This window comes from Candidatus Hinthialibacter antarcticus (genome assembly GCA_030765645.1).
Taxonomy (GTDB): Bacteria; Hinthialibacterota; Hinthialibacteria; order Hinthialibacterales; family Hinthialibacteraceae; genus Hinthialibacter; species Hinthialibacter antarcticus.
The window spans coordinates 65,866-81,253 of the sequence record JAVCCE010000059.1 but is presented as its reverse complement, the minus strand read 5'-3'; the positions used below and the strand labels follow the sequence as shown (position 1 = coordinate 81,253).

Sequence of the window (15,388 nt, the reverse complement as noted above, 5' to 3'; positions counted from 1 at the left end):
GGCGCTACACCCAATTTAAGATTGCGCTTGCGTCGATTTCAAATAACAAGTCGTCGCGGCATACATCGGCGACCGTACAGACCAAAGGAATATCAGGAAACCCAAACTCCGCCGCAATGCTGCGAAACAGCGGCAGGTCTTTTGCATATTTCATAAACACCGTCGCGCGGCAAATGTGCGACAAGTCTGCGTTCACGCTCTCTAACAGCACCTTGACGTTCAACATCGTGCGTCGAATCTGCGCTTCTGAATCGTCTAGATGGACGGTACGCCCGTCTTCATCAATCGACGCGGTGCCAGAAATAAACATATAGCGTCCCACTTCGGTATTCACCGCCATCCCGCGTGAAAAGGCGGAACCGTAATCCGTTGCTTCGTTTTGCTTGTTGTTGACGAGGCGTTCTACGTAAAAGCACTTGGCGCCTTGTGGACGGGCGGCGAGTAAATCTAAGGTACAGCGGTGCCCCTTGGCGTTGCTCCCCATAATGCCGGTGCTGGCGGGAATCATCGAATTGGCCTTGCCGTTCAACACGCCCAGTTCGCTATACAATATGTTACGGGCCGCGTTGAAGTCGTCGTACCAATCTAAAATATTGTCGAGATAAAACCAGGTGCGGCGCACGTCTTTATAGGACCACTGATGGCGTTGCAAACAGTCGTTGGCAAATTGAATGGCTTGCGTGGTTTCGCGGCAGGGGTTTTGCTCATCTTGGCCTGTCCACGCACTGACATCAGACAATAGGCAATATTCCGCCTCGCGCCCATGCACAAAGCGCCCAATCGCCCGGCCTTCATGCATGACCAGCGGCGCGTCTTTATCCGACTTCGGACAAGTTGCCAACGCATGAATGCCCGCCAGAGGAGCGCCTTCGCAATCAGCGCCGTCAATATAAGTCGGCTCAACCGCGACTGCATCGCCCAGCCCTTCAAACGCCTTGGCGCGTTGGGCCTGGATTCGCGCAAATTCGCTGGTGGATGCAAAGATACGCTCTTGCAATAACACCGCGTTGCGGCTGTTCAGGTAGTTGGCAAGTTGATGAAACGCATTGAATACGGGATCATCCGCACTTGCTTCCAAGGTGACCGTAATAAATACGAGGTCTCGTGTGGAGTCTGTTGCATATAGCATTGATGTTGTTCACTCCCCATAAAATAACATACTGGAATGATACTCGACGTGATATGGGGATTCAACAGGAATACATCAAATAACCGACTCACTTTATTGAGTTTATACTTTATAAAGTTAATAAAGTATGGGTAATTAGCGACTAAGGTTCTCGGGGAGCCTTCTGTTCTTTTGTAGGCGAGATTATATCTTTTGACACAGGAACCATTTCTAACAGACTGTCTTCACTCAAATTAGGTTTTTTCGGGCCATCCAATTCCGCTGCTTCTTTTTCAAAATCCGAGTTAGAAATGGCGTCAATCATTCCAGGGCCTTTCTGGGTGTAGTTCATGGCAAAAGAAATCCCAATACAGATAAATGCGCTTAATGCGATGATTCGTCCGAGGTTTGTCGCAATGAAAAAAGTGATGATTAACTTGTAGGCTTTCTCTCCCGTCGACTCATCCTCTACATCTTTGCTGCGAAGCGCCATTCGGGGCCCATGCGGCCCGTCGTGGACGGTTTGTTCAGGCGCATCATGCTCGGTTTGGGCTTGTACGAAGCGCAGCATATCAGCGATCAGCGCACCCAAGTCTTTATCGGTTTCGATGCGGTCGCGTATCGTCGTATATATCTTTTGCAAGATCGGTTCCGCCTGCGTTTCATTCGCGCCGCGCGCAATCGCAAACCGTTGAAACTGAAAACAGCGCTGCAGTTCCACATCATTGCGGTTGGAGATGTTTCGCAGCGAATGGATGTGGTCTTCTGTAATTTCATCTTCAATTTGTTTTAAGATTTTTTGAATGATTAATGAGTAAGACTGAAGATAGTCGCGGAATTTATGAATAAAATTCTGCACTTCATCCGGCTTATCAAACCATCCGGCGTTCGTACGAATTTTCCCCGAGAACTCATCAAGCGCATCGGTCACGGTCTCATTCAATTGAATGCGCAAACGCAAACGCCGGGCGATATCAAGTAAGGGATTTTCTTTTACGGCATCCATACGTTTCACCGTTTTCAATCATGGTTCAAAATAACTCCGGCGACGCTGCTCATAGTATACGCTTGCTATCGTTGAAGTGTCTCGCCAACAATCAAATTTATCAAATTGACAATCAACTGTAAGAATCAAACCGAATTAGGCATCTGCATATCATGCGCGATATAATTAAATTGAACAAGCAAAAGGGCGAATAACAAGACGAACCTCTACACGTTGTGATACTGTTTTAATAGAAGAAGCGCCCGACAGAAATGTGTAACAACACAGGAAAGAAAAAAGATGAATCCTAAAGGCGTACTTTACGGCAAGAAGATTTATATTATGACGCAAGACGCGGTCTTGTTATCGCGGATCCTTGCGTCGCTCACCCCCCACGGCGCCTCGCTGTTTCACCAAGACGACCCAGGCGAAGCCATCGCAGATGCAGTCGCGAAAAACTGCGACTTACTCATTTATGACGAAACCTACCCGGCGTTTCACAACGCGACCGCTTTATCAATGGTAAAAAAACTGCGCCCACGAATCCGCACCCTGCTATTTGCACGTTCCGGTTCGCCGCTACGTTCAATTGACGTCAGCGCGCAAGGCGTATCATTCAGCATTCAACATGATGCGAATGCGCCGACAATCTACAACGGCGTAAAACATGCGCTCTCCATTACATCCGTTCCCCGCGTAGAAGTCGAAGTAATGTAAACAACAACGTTGACGATTAGAATTTAGAAAATGGCGTATGGATGTTTGAATTGTTATTCGTGCTCTAGAAGGGGGACGCGCCGGAACAACAGTGGGCATCTCTGTGATTCCAGCGCCGAGTGGGAAATTTTTCTTGGATTAATTTGTAACCCATTCCGGGAAAAACGCTTTTTGGCGAATTTCATAAATACGTTTGACAAAGTCTTCTTTGGCTTCACTCGAACCGGGGCTGGATAACACTCGCTGGATTTCTTTTTGGGCGAGTTCATCAAACAGCGGCAGCGACGCCAGCGCTTCACTAGGTTCTTTCATCATGTAGCGGCGCACCAGGTCGCTCAGCAGCGCCTCATCGGCAGCGCCCAATTGCAGCGAGTGCATCTCATCGCGAAAGCGGCTGATCTTTTGAAACCATTGGTACTTGTTGTTGCCATACACCGTAGCGGCGATCACCACGCTAATTGCGAGCAGCGTATAAATGAAAATCTCGATACTATAGCTGGAGTTGTTAAAGAAATCTAATTGCATGTCGCCTCTCCTCTGTCGCTTATTCAACCCTAATCCTGTAACTAATTGTTGCAAATAAAAGACCAAATACTCATTTTGTTCATAATTAGATATCGTCATTTCAAAAGGCGACTTGATACAAATTGCTGGAATCCACTCTCTCAATTTGAGAGTCGTTTCTAAAATCGAGAGAGAGCATTTGACAAAATAGCGCGGATTAGAAGCGGGAATGAAAAACCCCGCCGCAAGCAGCAGGGTATCAAATCGAGTATTTATAGTGGTTGCCTGAATAGGTTTGTCTATTTTTGATATGCTGGAATTCATTCTCGTAATCAAAATAACGGCCATCCATCAATGTAAGGACTCACTTACTGGATGGGCCTAAAAACAAGACCCTTCTCGCGACGATCCTAACTCTGACTTAGACGGCTGCGTTGAAAAAATAAGGCAGCGTGTTATTGCAATCTCAGATCGCGCGCCATCAGCTCGGCGTAATAGCGGTTGCCTTCGTCGTAGGTATGAACGACGTCATAAAACAACGCTTTCTTTTCAGCCATTACATTGCGATAGGATTTAAATTGTATCGCTGGCTGGCAGTGCGCAAAATCGGCGTTGAGCTGCGGCAGCGCCGCTTCAACGGCGCCATACTGTACGTCATAGTCGCCGCTGTCTGACATACTAAACGGCTGTAAAATAAATAAACCGCCGATGCGATACGCTTCGAGTTGCTTCGCCATTTTGCGCCAGTTGTTCATTAAATGCTCCGCCATCGCTAAAGGTTGCGGCGGTTGCATATTCTTCTCTTTGTCTATTTCATCATCGCGCAAGAAGCGTACGTACGACCAGTGAGGCGAAAAGCGACGCATGAAGTGAGACCCCGCCAGCATGTGCCGGTGAAAGGGCTGCGCCGCAAGCCGCCGCAGCATGTCTTTCGACTCATACCACGCCAGTTCTAAGGTATCGAACTTAAACGGTTGGCCGAGTTCTAACCCATACGAGGTCGGCATCAAAAAATCATTGAAGCCGTCAAACACAATCACCGCGTCAGGGCTGAAATCCAAAATCTTCGTCGTCAGCAATACCAGTTCCTGCTCGGAGATATACCCGGTCACGCCGGCGTTGACGACGTGAGTTGCCTGGTTGTTTTGTGAATTGAGTTTTTCTTCCAAATAGCCCGCAATGGTGGTTTCGTTGGTATGCCCATAGAACACAACAGAGCCGCCCAACATAAAAATTCTGCGCTCGTCGTCCGGCTTGGCGAGATCAAGCGCCCCATAGCGAAAGCGGTGTTCATTGAGCGCAATGGTCGGCGGGTTCTCGTCGCCCTCATACGCAGGCATGAACACTTCATGCCATGTTGTATTTTTTGGCGAACCGAACATGACGTAGGGAACCAGCTCCGGCGCCAGATCGACTTTTGATGCGTCGAGTTTTACTTCTTTCTCAATGGGCGTTGCCCGCCACTCTAAAAAAGCAAACCCGACCGTCGCCGTGCCGACAACCGAAGTAACAACCATAAAAATCAATAGGCAAAAAAAGACGATGTACTGGACCTGTTTCATTTCATCTCTCGTTTGAATAATGGAAAAGCATGGTTCATTCTGACAGCGATTCAGACGGATGCAAATAGCCCGGACGGAAAAGCCCACGGCTGTAGCCAAGCATTTTCTCTGCATGGTAAGATAGCGAAACGCAATGTTCTAATCATATTGAAATCGTCTTTAGGAGGCGGAGACATGAGCAATCTAAATCGGCGGCGGTTTATCCAAAACACATCAGCGGGAGCATTGGGCGCAGCCTCAGGCCTCTCATTTACCGGTGCGCAGCCCGTATCCGCACAAAACGACAAACCGAACATCATCTTCATTATGGTTGATGATCTGGGTTACGGCGACCTCGGTTGCTACGGACAAAAAACCATCCAAACGCCGAACATCGACCGCATGGCCGCTGAAGGAATGCGCTTCACTGACGTTTACGCAGGTTCGACTGTGTGCGCGCCCTCGCGCTGCTGCCTGATGACGGGCTACCACACCGGCCATTGCCGGGTGCGCGGCAACAAGCGCCATCCGCTGTTGCCCGAAGACGTGACCGTTGCGGAAATACTCAAACAAAACGGTTACAAAACAGGGCTGGTCGGCAAATGGGGCATCGGCGAACCCGACACCAGCGGCGTCCCCAACCGACAGGGCTTTGATTATTTTTATGGATACCTGAACCAACACCGCGCCCACAACTATTACCCCGACTTTTTATGGCGCAATCAAGAGCGCGACTTTTTTGAACGCTGGACCTACTCGCACGACGCCTTCACCGACGACGCGCTTTCGTTTGTCCGCGAAAATAAAGATGACCCGTTCTTTTTATACTTGGCGTATACCATCCCCCACGCATTCAATGAAGGCCGCGAGAATGGAATGCCGGTCCCATCAACAGAACCGTATCGCGACAAAGATTGGCCTCAGATGTCAAAAAACCACGCCGCGATGATTACCCGCATGGACCGCGACGTTGGCAAGTTGTTCGCGCAACTCAAAGAGCTCGGCATCGACGACAACACCATCGTCTTCTTCACCAGCGACAATGGCCCTCACCGCGAAGGCGGCGCCGACCCCGACTTTTTCGACAGCAACGGCCCGCTGCGCGGCATCAAGCGTTCGATGCACGACGGCGGCATTCGCGTCCCCATGATTGCCCGCTGGCCCGGCAAGATCGAAGCCGGTTCTGAGAGCGACCAACCCTGGGCGTTTTGGGATTTCCTGCCCACCGCCGCTGAACTCGCGGGCGGAAACATCCCCGGCAACATCGACGGCATCTCAATGGTGAATGCGTTGAAGGGAGAACAACAGCGCAGCCATGACTATCTCTATTGGGAATTTCACGAGCGCGGATTTCATCAAGCATTGCGCATGGGCGATTGGAAAGCGGTGCGCAAAGATTCGATCAAAAATCCGATTGAGTTATACAATTTAAAAAACGATATCGGCGAAGAACACAACATCGCCGACCAGCATCCAGAAATCATGGAGCAAATCCGCAACCATTTGGCCAACGCGCGTACGCCCAGCGAGTTGTATCCGGTAATGTGAGTGCTTTTTTACTCCCTCTCCCGCTGGGAGAGGGCTGGGGTGAGGGGCTGCCTCGCCACCTATTGTGTTGTATCTAGCACGGTAGGGTGGGCTCGCGAAGCAGCCCACCCTACCCAGAATTTCCCTTACCCGCTGCAAATCAATTCTTCATGTATAATAAATGAAAGATCAATCTAGGAACACAACGTGGATTTATTTCGCTATAGTTTGGCCGCATTCATCATTTCATTGTTCCCAACTGCGATGGCGTTTTGGCTCATCGTCCATCCGTTCATTCATTTCTGGCGCCGGTTTCGGCCCGCCCTGATATATACCTTCGTCTTCTCAATGATGACGCCATTAATGGTTGGTTTGTTTGCGCTTTGTCCGACGTTGTTGCAATGGGATTGGGGCTATCGCTTTGATACAACCCTGCTGGGCGTCTGTGTTTTCCTCGCCTCGGTCGTTATTGTGTTGATCCGGCAGCGCTATTTTCCCATCAAGACGCTTTCCGGCCTGCCAGAACTTGATCCCCGCAATCACCAGGCGGAACTGGTTCGCAATGGAATCTACCGCCTGATTCGCCACCCGCGCTATCTGGAATTTTGTCTGTTTGGACTAGCGGCGTCATTCGTCGCAAACTATCCGGCGGCGTATGCGTGTACGTTGATATGTTGGGGGCTGATATATTTGATCGTGATTTTTGAAGAACGCGAGTTAACCGAGCGCTGGGGAGACGAGTATGTTGAATATTGCCGGACCACGCCACGCTTCATCCCGCGTTGGAGCACAGTCCGGCAATGCTGGTTGGGGTCAAAATGAAGATAGAAACGCGGTAAAGCCAAATAAACTCAACAGAAAGAATGACAAGATTAACCCTGGAATAACCAGAAAAATAATCATCGCCAAAAAGCAACCGCGATTCGGGCCTGTTATAAGGCCGATCAAATTTAGAATGATCCCGATCGGCGGCATAAAAAGCGTAAACAACAACGTAATTATTGGAAACAGAAACGAACCTTGGTTCTGCACCACCACGGTTTGGTGATACACCCGGTGTTCTTCTTGTTCGGGTGGAATCAAGGTTACTCGTTGTTCATCATTCATCGTTATTCCGTTATTTCAATTTAGATTGGCGTTAATCCATTGGCTCAATGCGATAGTGTAGTTGCGTTTGCGCTTGCGCGTCCATAGCGCGAATCGCGATTCGCCGAAACATAGGCCGGTCGCTGCCCACGCGCAATTTCGACTCGCGGGCGTCATGTTCATCAATATGGATCGCAGCGCCTTCGGTCAACACCTGCACCCGCAACGCGCCTTGCGTTCCACGCACCACCAAGGTCGTCTTATCGACCCGCTCGACCTCCGCATAGGTCATCAAAGCGGTTTCAAATGATTCAGGTTTCTCATTGAACTCGGCCTGGTCTATCACTTCGACCACGCCCTTGCCGTCTCGAAGCACCTTCACCGTCCGCACCAATTGCTTCAACCCGGCTTCGGCTGGATAGGCGGAGGTGATGTCAGACTGCAGCACATCAACGCCAACATCATGCGTCGCTGCCGCAACGGCTTCGGTTCCTCCTCCGTCGCGTTGCTCTTTGCCATTCACCAACGGAACAGGGTGCCCCAGCGAACGCGCCGCCCAATATTCATAGCGCTTGCTGCTGAAAAAGCCGCGGTCGTACACCGCCGCGCCCAGGTCTGTCAATATCGACTCGCCTTTGTAATGAACAATGAACGAACCGACGTCATTATGGTTGTGCGGCTCATTGTTGCGTCCGCCCTTCGCGGCGACCACAAGCCCCATCGGGTCTTGCGGATCAACGCGCGAAATCATCCACTGGATGCCGCTCAAAAAGGTAAACGGCTCATAGTGGACGCTGTCGCTAGGCTCTGGCAGGTCGGTATCGACCATCATCTTAACCAGGCCGTCTACGCTCGAGACGGAGAGGTTTTCATCTCGGTATCGCGCCGCGAATGTGCGCAATGCTTCACTCTGATACACATCCGCCAGATATGACAACAAGGGCGCTGAAAAGCGGTAGCGGTCGCCGCCGTCTGAGAAACTGGGATACTTCATGGGCGACAGTTCGACCCGCATCGGCAACAAAGCGACATCCCGTACGATGGGCGGCGCAAACAAATCAAGGCGCCCGTTGCTGTAGTTACGCAACGCTTTGCCCGCTTCTACATAATAACTAAAACCATAACTCCAATAGCCAAGTCCCTCAGCGGTGCCGCCGTCTTTGCCAAAGCCGTTCAGATAATGCGTCATGGCGTTCTGCGCCTTGGTCACGATGCGCGCCAAACGGTCAGCGTCGTCGATCTGATACAGCGCCGCCGTAACGATATTGCCATTACAAACGGAGTTCCAATTATGCGTACTGGTTAACCAGAAAAAATCATCCTGTTTTTCATACGGCGAAAAAATGCGGCGCTCCAACTCAAAGCGGATGCGCATTTGCACCCGCTCAGGCAACGCATCGCCAAATATATACGCATAAAACGCCATCTCAGCGGCGGTCACAGTTGCGCGCAAATCGATTGGAGGGTTGTCAAAATTCACTAATCCGTCGGTATGCGCAGGCAGCGACCAGTCGCTCTCTTCACAATACGCCCATAAAATGTCGATCAGTGGATCGAGGAACTTGCCTTCGCCTTGCAAACATTCAGCCAGCGCCAACGTAGCGAGAAAGCGATGGCGTTGCGATAAAATATTCTGATAGAGAGTGCGCCGCCCGGTGCGCTGATAATCGAGATAGTCGCTTGCGCGTAAAAAGGGCGGGTCTTGGCGGGCCAATTTTGCGGCGTCTTCAAGGATTTGCGCATAGTCGTCCGCGAATACATCCATCTCGCGCCAACGCTCCCACGCCTCGCGCTGCTGATAGGTTGGATAGGGGTGATAGGCCTCTTCGCGCTCAAGCCCGGCGCGGACCGTTTCGGCGTTCCAAGGTTCCATCCGAACCTCTGCATTTGCCGTCAATACAAACAGAAACGGGAGCAGCCAAAAACGCACAGCAGTCATGGTATTCCTCCGAAAGTAACAGTCCACAATAGAACTCTACAGTAGCAACCGTAGGCGGGAATTTCTACAGGCAGCCCATCAATACGCTTACATGGAGCGCAGGGTCAGGTGTTCCCACAATTGGTGGTTTGCGAGAAATGAGACAGCGACCTCTGAGTCGAGATTTTCATCCAACGCGCCGGGTTTAAAACACGAACCAGTGTGATAAGACTGACCGGGCAGAATATGCATTCCAATGATGGCGTCATAAATGGCGCGGCTGCCTTCTAACGGCCCAAGGCGTTTAGGCTCGCCATTGCCGTCAAGCACATAACATTCTGACGCCATAATTTTGAAAAAGTTTCCGTCTAACACATACCCGTTAAATGGCGCCATCAAGACTTTTCCGCCCCAGTCAACGTCAACCGTCTCGCGGCCTCGCAACACCGTGCACGACATGCGCGGTTGGGGAAACTGTCCGTCGTCTCCCTGTCGAGAGGAGCCGATCGACTTGCTCTCATCGACGCCCAAAAATTTTTTGAGGTTCTTTTTGTCGATGTATTCTCCGCCGAGGTGTTGAACCACCGTTGAGTTATCGATATGAGTGATCGTTTTCGCCGGGCGCCCATAACTATCGTAACGATACGACCCGATGACTTCGAGGCCGTTCACGGTTTGCAGCGGGTTGTCGCATAGAATCAGGTTTTCATTCTGGACGTTTTTGCCAATGGGAAACAATGATTGATGTCCGACCGGGATGGGATGAATTGGCTCCTCAAACTGATGACCGAATATTTCGTGGGCGGACACTCCACTGAGCATAATCACATCATGGGTCAAACACCCTGACATGCCTGCTTCATCTAATGAGGGGTAAGCGATATCGCGCGAGACGGCGTGAAGCCGCGCAAACGCGTCCGTGAACGACGTCGATTTGCGAATGCGTCCATCCGGCGTCGGATCGGGCATCAGGTCAATCAGGCCCGTCATGCGGTCTACATCTTCGTTTGACGAAACATAGGCGCCAAGCGTACGCGTCACCATGTGCGGCTCATACCCTTGGCGGTAATACACATTCAAAAACGGCTTTGACTCAATAATCACCCCGCCCGCCGAATTGACGACGATACGCTGTTCAACGCCGAATTCACGCGTGATGCGCTCGTCTTTATACTCAGCCGTAAATGCGGTTAGGTCATCATCCCAGCGGTCATAATTAGTTGGGATCGGACGGCAATCAACATAGGTCTCCGTCGGCAACGCAGCGCCCTTTGAAGAAAACACATAATGGGTCTCAGTACGCTCGCGCCATAATTCAAACTCGTTGATATTTTGTGGAAATAACTCTTCGCCGCGAACCGTTGAAAAGACTTGTTCCGCAATATTTTCGACATTATAAGTGGAGGTCAAAGAAAACTGGTTGATATTCTTGCGCCCGCGGTCGGCAAAACAGATGTCATACACGGTTTGCTTATAGCGAAATACCGCCAGGGGTTCTCGCTGCGCCATTTGGCTCAAATGATTTGCAAGAGATTTTAAATCCGCTTCTGATTTGACAAATTTCTCAATCGTCATCATTTGGGCCCTATCAATTAGAATGGTTTCTGAGACACTGAATGTATCTATAAAGAGATGAAATGATTGAAATCTTCAAAACCAAATTCAAGCCGCCCAAAAACAAGCCGATGATAGTTAAGGGCGGAAAACAACTTGGTTTGTCTTTACTTAAAGTAGTTCATCTTACACCATTATTCAACTCGAAAGACGCCAATTCTATACAAATGATTTGTTTCCATTATTAAAAACGTCCTTGACCTTAGCACATATATCATTATAGTATTCAGACAGTTATAAGAGACATGAACACTCGAACTAAACCCAACACTTTGAGCCTCGATGAAATACCGAATAAAATTTATTATTCGATCAGCGAGGTGAGCGAGTATACCGGTGTTGAACCGCATGTTTTGCGCTATTGGGAAACCAAATTCACACGGTTAAATCCAAAGCGCGTCGGCGGCAATCAACGGAAGTATACGCGTAACGACCTCGAACTTTTGTTTGAGATCGTGCACCTTCTTTATCAAGAAGGCTATACCTTAGACGGCGCGGAACGCAAACTTCGCACCGGGGTTCAAGCTGTGCGCCAAGAACGCGAAGCGGCAAAAGAACCAGCGCCGACAAATGAAACCGCTGCTCCATCCGAAAACAACGAGCCTGCTCAATCGAATGGAAACCCCAATTCGCCAGAACTCATCCAAGAGATCAAGAGCGAGTTGAAAGACCTTCTAAAACTTCTTTCCTGATTTTCCCCTATGATTTTCCCTATTTGTATTCTTCACATTGCCCCTGCTAAAAATCACGAGTAAACATAATTTTGGTTCATCCGGTAAGTGAGTAATTACATTGATGGATGGTCATGATGGTCATAATGTTGATTCGGAAACAGGCTCCGGCATTTCACAAATTGACAAACCAATCAGGCATGGGTGAAACTCTTCGAGCGCCTGTGCATAAGGGCTTGAAAGCCCGCACTGAAGCGAGCAGAGTTGTACCCATGCCTGAAAAATCGAAAGATCAAGAATTTACGAAAAAGCGTCAAAAAAAACGCCCTGGAAAATTACCAGGGCGTTTCGTTTTAGCGTTTGAACGTCTCTCTAGAGATCCGGTTCGACAATACGAGCCGTAACAAAGATCAGCGTTGAGGTCTTCACCTTCTCGACCAAGCGGTCTGTGAAGAAGTTGCCCAAGAACGGAATCTTTGACAAGAACGGAATCTTGTTTAATTGCTCGTTTTCTTTTTCGTCAATCAAACCACCCAACACCACCGTGCTACCGTCTTTCAAACGAACGCTGGTTTGGATAAATTTCTGATTGAGAAGCAGAGGGCCAATGTTCGGTACTTCTTGACCGGACGATTCACCCGTCAACGTCAGTGGCAAGCGCTCACCGGCTTCAATGATCTGCGGCGCCATTTCAACGTAGATGTGGCCATCGTTGAGGATGAAGGGCATGAACGCCAACATCGTACCAGCAAAGGCGCGTTGGAAGTCGACCGTCAAACGGTTGTTGGTCGGGTCATCATCGCCTTGATCTTCAAAGTCGGCGTCTTCCGCGAAGGGAATTTGCGTACCGACGAAGATTCGCGGCGGATCAATCGGGTTCGGGATTGAAAGAATTTTCGGGGCCGCCAATGTATTCAAACTATTGGTGGTTTCGAGCAAGTTCATAATGAAGTCTATACGAGATTCACCAAGCGTATGCAAACTAAACTGAACGCCGGGCGGTAAATCTTGATCGGAAACCGAACCTTCAATCAAACTGGCGTCGCTTTCAAAATTGTCTGGGTTGAAATCAAAATCACCGCGGAACGGATTGGTCAACAACCAGTCAAAGTTGATTGAGCGTAAGTCAGTCAATGAGACAGACACAACGCGTGTTTCAAGTTCGACCATCTTCTGCGGCTTATCAAAGGTATTGATAACGCGGACGACTAAGTCAATGACTTCCTGGTCCGGCGTCAGAATCACGATGCTGTTTGTATTGATATCTGGCCAGAGACGAATCGAGAAGAATTGCAGCAAGTCTGTTCCGCCGCCGCCGCCGCCTGACAAGTTAAAGCGGGTCCGGCTGGTTTCTTCAAAGAGGTTGTCGAGACTCGCGGAGGTATCACCCGTTTCATCCGTCCCAAGTGACTGGAAGCCGTTTTGGCTCAAGAACATATTTCGTGTGGACTGTTGCGCATCGAAGAACAAGTAAGCAAGCGCGTCAGCAATTTCAAATACGTTAACGTGTTTGATTGGGAACGACTCAATAATGATGTCTTGGGTCGTTTCACCGCGTACGCTATTCAAGTAGGCTTCAACGCGGCGGATGTTGTCCGGCGTATCAACAACTGTGATGGTGCCGCGGGTTGCATCGGTGAAGATTTTGCGGCCGGAAAGGCGATATTTCTCAACGCCTTCTTTTCCGACCAGCATTTGATTGACGATTTCATAAATCTTACTGACGAACATTTCACGGCGGGTATACGCTTCCGGCGTGTCTTCAACATCGTCAACATCCGTCAAAGGAAACTCTTTTGCTTCGAGTTGATCGTCTTCGAGGCGGCTGATGATGGTTTGATCGGCCAAAATATCTTCGACCGTTTGAATGTTATCGGTATAATCAATCACGATCAGGCTGCTGGAATTTGGTTCCAAGAACAACTGACGACGCTTGTCAGCCACATCGTAAGCGCCTTGGTCGCCAAAGAGCGCCAAGCGAATCAATTCATAGATGTCTTTCGCAATGGCCCGATCTACCTGGTAGACTTTGGTCACCAACGGCTTTTTGTCGCCAGTGATATTCGGTACGTTTTTCAAGAAGGCTTCGACCATACGAAGATTATCGCGCGTATCGGTCACAACCAACGACTGAGTCACACGGTTCAAGAAGAGTTGCTTGCCGAGGACGTTAAATTCTTCCGTCGGGCCGTAAAGAATCGTGCGAAGATTGCGGCTTGAATCTTCCAAGACGCTGGGATCGTTCAAAACCGCTTCGAGCGTTTTGAACTGGATTTCATCCAACGGGAAGATTCGTGTTTCAAATCCCCGCTCGACAAAGATGGTGTCGCCTTCGCGATTCCACACAAAACCATATTGTTTCTGTAGAAGATTCAAGACTTGGCGAACGGTGCTATTTTTGACGTCAAATGCGACGTTGCCTTCGACGTTTTCGTCCACCACGGCGTTCAAGCCGCTGAGGTTGCTCAAGAAGCTGATGACTTCTTTTACGTCAACGCGACCGCCGGAAGACGAATACTGGAGAATTTCTTCATCCAATTTCGCTTCAAATTCGCCGTCTTCCGCTGCCGCTTCTTCTGAGGCTTTGCGCGCAGAGATGGCTTGTTCATATTCCGAGCGGGTATTGTTTAAGTAGGTTTGCGCTTGTTGATGTTCAGGGAAAGACTGAAGCGCCTCCGCCCATTTTTGGGTGGCTTCGATAAGCATCCCCTGACGGTAGAGTTCTTTTCCTTCTTGGAAGAGAACATCGGCGGCTTGAACTTGAACGTTCGCGCTCACTTGCATCGAACTTTTCGCCGCAGCCGTTTCTTTACCTGTGATTTCGGCCTGACGGCGGTCTAATTGCGCCATCATACGACTAACGCGCTTATCGTCCGGCGCCATTTGCTGCGCACGCATTAATTCGCGTTGCGCTTCGTCGAGTTGACCGTTCTCCATATAGAGAGTGGCTTTTTGCAGTTGTTTTTCAAACTGCGTCAGATTGAAATCAAGGACCTGCTGATGCAATTGGTCAACGCGTTCCCGCTCTTTACCAATTTCGATCAAATAAGCGCGAATCACCGATTTTTGCTTTTCGTTCTCGGCATTTTTCAACGCAGATTCCAACGCGGACTGAGCGCCGGCGTAATCTTTGTCTTGCATCATCGATTTCGCCAAATCGACCAGTTCCGCCGCCGACATGGCGCCCGAATTGGCTGTATTGGCAGCGAGCATCGCCGAAGGAGCCGACGAAACGCCCGAGTCAATCAAATGTTGCAGTTCCTGTTTAGCTTTGGCGTGTTGAGGATCCAACGTAAGCGCTTGTTGCAACAAGGCTTTGCCTTTTTCGACATCACCGGCGCGTATGTGGTTGCGCGCTAACGAATACAGGTAATTCGTTTGGTGTTTGACGGTTGCCTGTTCGACTTCGGTTTTGCCTGCGAGTAACGACGCGAAGGCAGCCGGTTGAATGCCTGCCGTTGCATTTACGGCGCAAAACGCCGCCAACGCCCCAATGGCAAGACATTGCGTGATATGCAAGAAGGGGAAACGAACCCGACGCAAGTTGCAAATCATTCTAGGTAACTCCTTATTCATATACCGGATTCCCGGCTGTTTCACTATTCAGAATGGGAGACAGGCTCCCAAAGAATTCAATTCATCGTATCGTAGCAAACGCAAACCAAACGTAAGAGCAGTCTTACGCCTAGCGATAAGGCGCGTCACTCGATCATTGCA

12 protein-coding genes are annotated in these 15,388 nt (G+C 49.7%); 4 read left to right on the top strand and 8 right to left on the bottom strand.

Features of this window, described 5'->3' with window-relative positions; genetic code table 11:
• Positions 1-4 precede the first annotated feature (4 nt).
• The gene (locus tag P9L94_14365) at positions 5-1,129 is read right to left on the bottom strand and encodes a Rid family hydrolase (protein MDP8245264.1); all 1,125 of its coding nucleotides are present in this window, start codon (positions 1,127-1,129) and stop codon (positions 5-7) included.
• A gap of 142 nt (positions 1,130-1,271) precedes the next feature.
• Positions 1,272-2,114, bottom strand: a complete 843-nt coding sequence (locus P9L94_14360; protein ID MDP8245263.1) for a hypothetical protein — start codon at positions 2,112-2,114, stop codon at positions 1,272-1,274.
• A 279-nt stretch (positions 2,115-2,393) separates the two neighbouring features.
• On the opposite strand from P9L94_14360, the gene P9L94_14355 reads away from it, so the two are divergent.
• Positions 2,394-2,810, top strand: coding sequence for a hypothetical protein (locus tag P9L94_14355; protein MDP8245262.1), 417 nt, complete (start codon positions 2,394-2,396; stop codon positions 2,808-2,810).
• A 138-nt stretch (positions 2,811-2,948) separates the two neighbouring features.
• On the opposite strand, the gene P9L94_14350 is transcribed toward P9L94_14355, so the two are convergent.
• Both P9L94_14350 and P9L94_14345 read right to left on the bottom strand, forming a co-directional pair.
• Positions 2,949-3,335 carry a hypothetical protein gene (locus P9L94_14350; GenBank protein ID MDP8245261.1) on the bottom strand — a complete coding sequence of 129 codons (387 nt, stop codon included), beginning with the start codon at positions 3,333-3,335 and terminating at the stop codon, positions 2,949-2,951.
• Between the two features lie 434 nt (positions 3,336-3,769).
• Positions 3,770-4,876 (bottom strand): SGNH/GDSL hydrolase family protein, encoded by a 1,107-nt coding sequence (locus P9L94_14345; protein MDP8245260.1) that lies wholly within the window; start codon positions 4,874-4,876, stop codon positions 3,770-3,772.
• Positions 4,877-5,050: 174 nt separating this feature from the next.
• Between P9L94_14345 and P9L94_14340 the strand changes: the two genes are divergently transcribed.
• Together P9L94_14340 and P9L94_14335 are read left to right on the top strand one after the other, a co-directional pair.
• Positions 5,051-6,403, top strand: coding sequence for an arylsulfatase (locus tag P9L94_14340; GenBank protein MDP8245259.1), 1,353 nt, complete (start codon positions 5,051-5,053; stop codon positions 6,401-6,403).
• Positions 6,404-6,589: 186 nt separating this feature from the next.
• The gene (locus P9L94_14335; protein MDP8245258.1) at positions 6,590-7,204 is read left to right on the top strand and encodes an isoprenylcysteine carboxylmethyltransferase family protein; all 615 of its coding nucleotides are present in this window, start codon (positions 6,590-6,592) and stop codon (positions 7,202-7,204) included.
• On the opposite strand, the gene P9L94_14330 is transcribed toward P9L94_14335, so the two are convergent.
• The 3 genes from P9L94_14330 to P9L94_14320 form a co-directional block, all read right to left on the bottom strand.
• Entirely contained in the window at positions 7,196-7,489 is a 294-nt protein-coding gene (locus P9L94_14330) for a hypothetical protein (protein MDP8245257.1), read from the bottom strand. The two genes, P9L94_14335 and P9L94_14330, sit on opposite strands and share 9 nt — an antisense overlap.
• A gap of 31 nt (positions 7,490-7,520) precedes the next feature.
• Positions 7,521-9,407 carry a heparinase II/III family protein gene (locus tag P9L94_14325; protein MDP8245256.1) on the bottom strand — a complete coding sequence of 629 codons (1,887 nt, stop codon included), beginning with the start codon at positions 9,405-9,407 and terminating at the stop codon, positions 7,521-7,523.
• Between the two features lie 87 nt (positions 9,408-9,494).
• Complete coding sequence (locus tag P9L94_14320; GenBank protein MDP8245255.1) at positions 9,495-10,895, bottom strand: hypothetical protein; 1,401 nt, start codon at positions 10,893-10,895, stop codon at positions 9,495-9,497.
• A 350-nt stretch (positions 10,896-11,245) separates the two neighbouring features.
• Between P9L94_14320 and P9L94_14315 the strand changes: the two genes are divergently transcribed.
• Complete coding sequence (locus P9L94_14315) at positions 11,246-11,692, top strand: MerR family transcriptional regulator (protein MDP8245254.1); 447 nt, start codon at positions 11,246-11,248, stop codon at positions 11,690-11,692.
• 351 nt (positions 11,693-12,043) lie between these two features.
• Here P9L94_14315 and P9L94_14310 read toward each other — a convergent pair whose 3' ends face one another.
• Entirely contained in the window at positions 12,044-15,226 is a 3,183-nt protein-coding gene (locus tag P9L94_14310; GenBank protein ID MDP8245253.1) for a tetratricopeptide repeat protein, read from the bottom strand.
• Positions 15,227-15,388 lie beyond the last annotated feature (162 nt).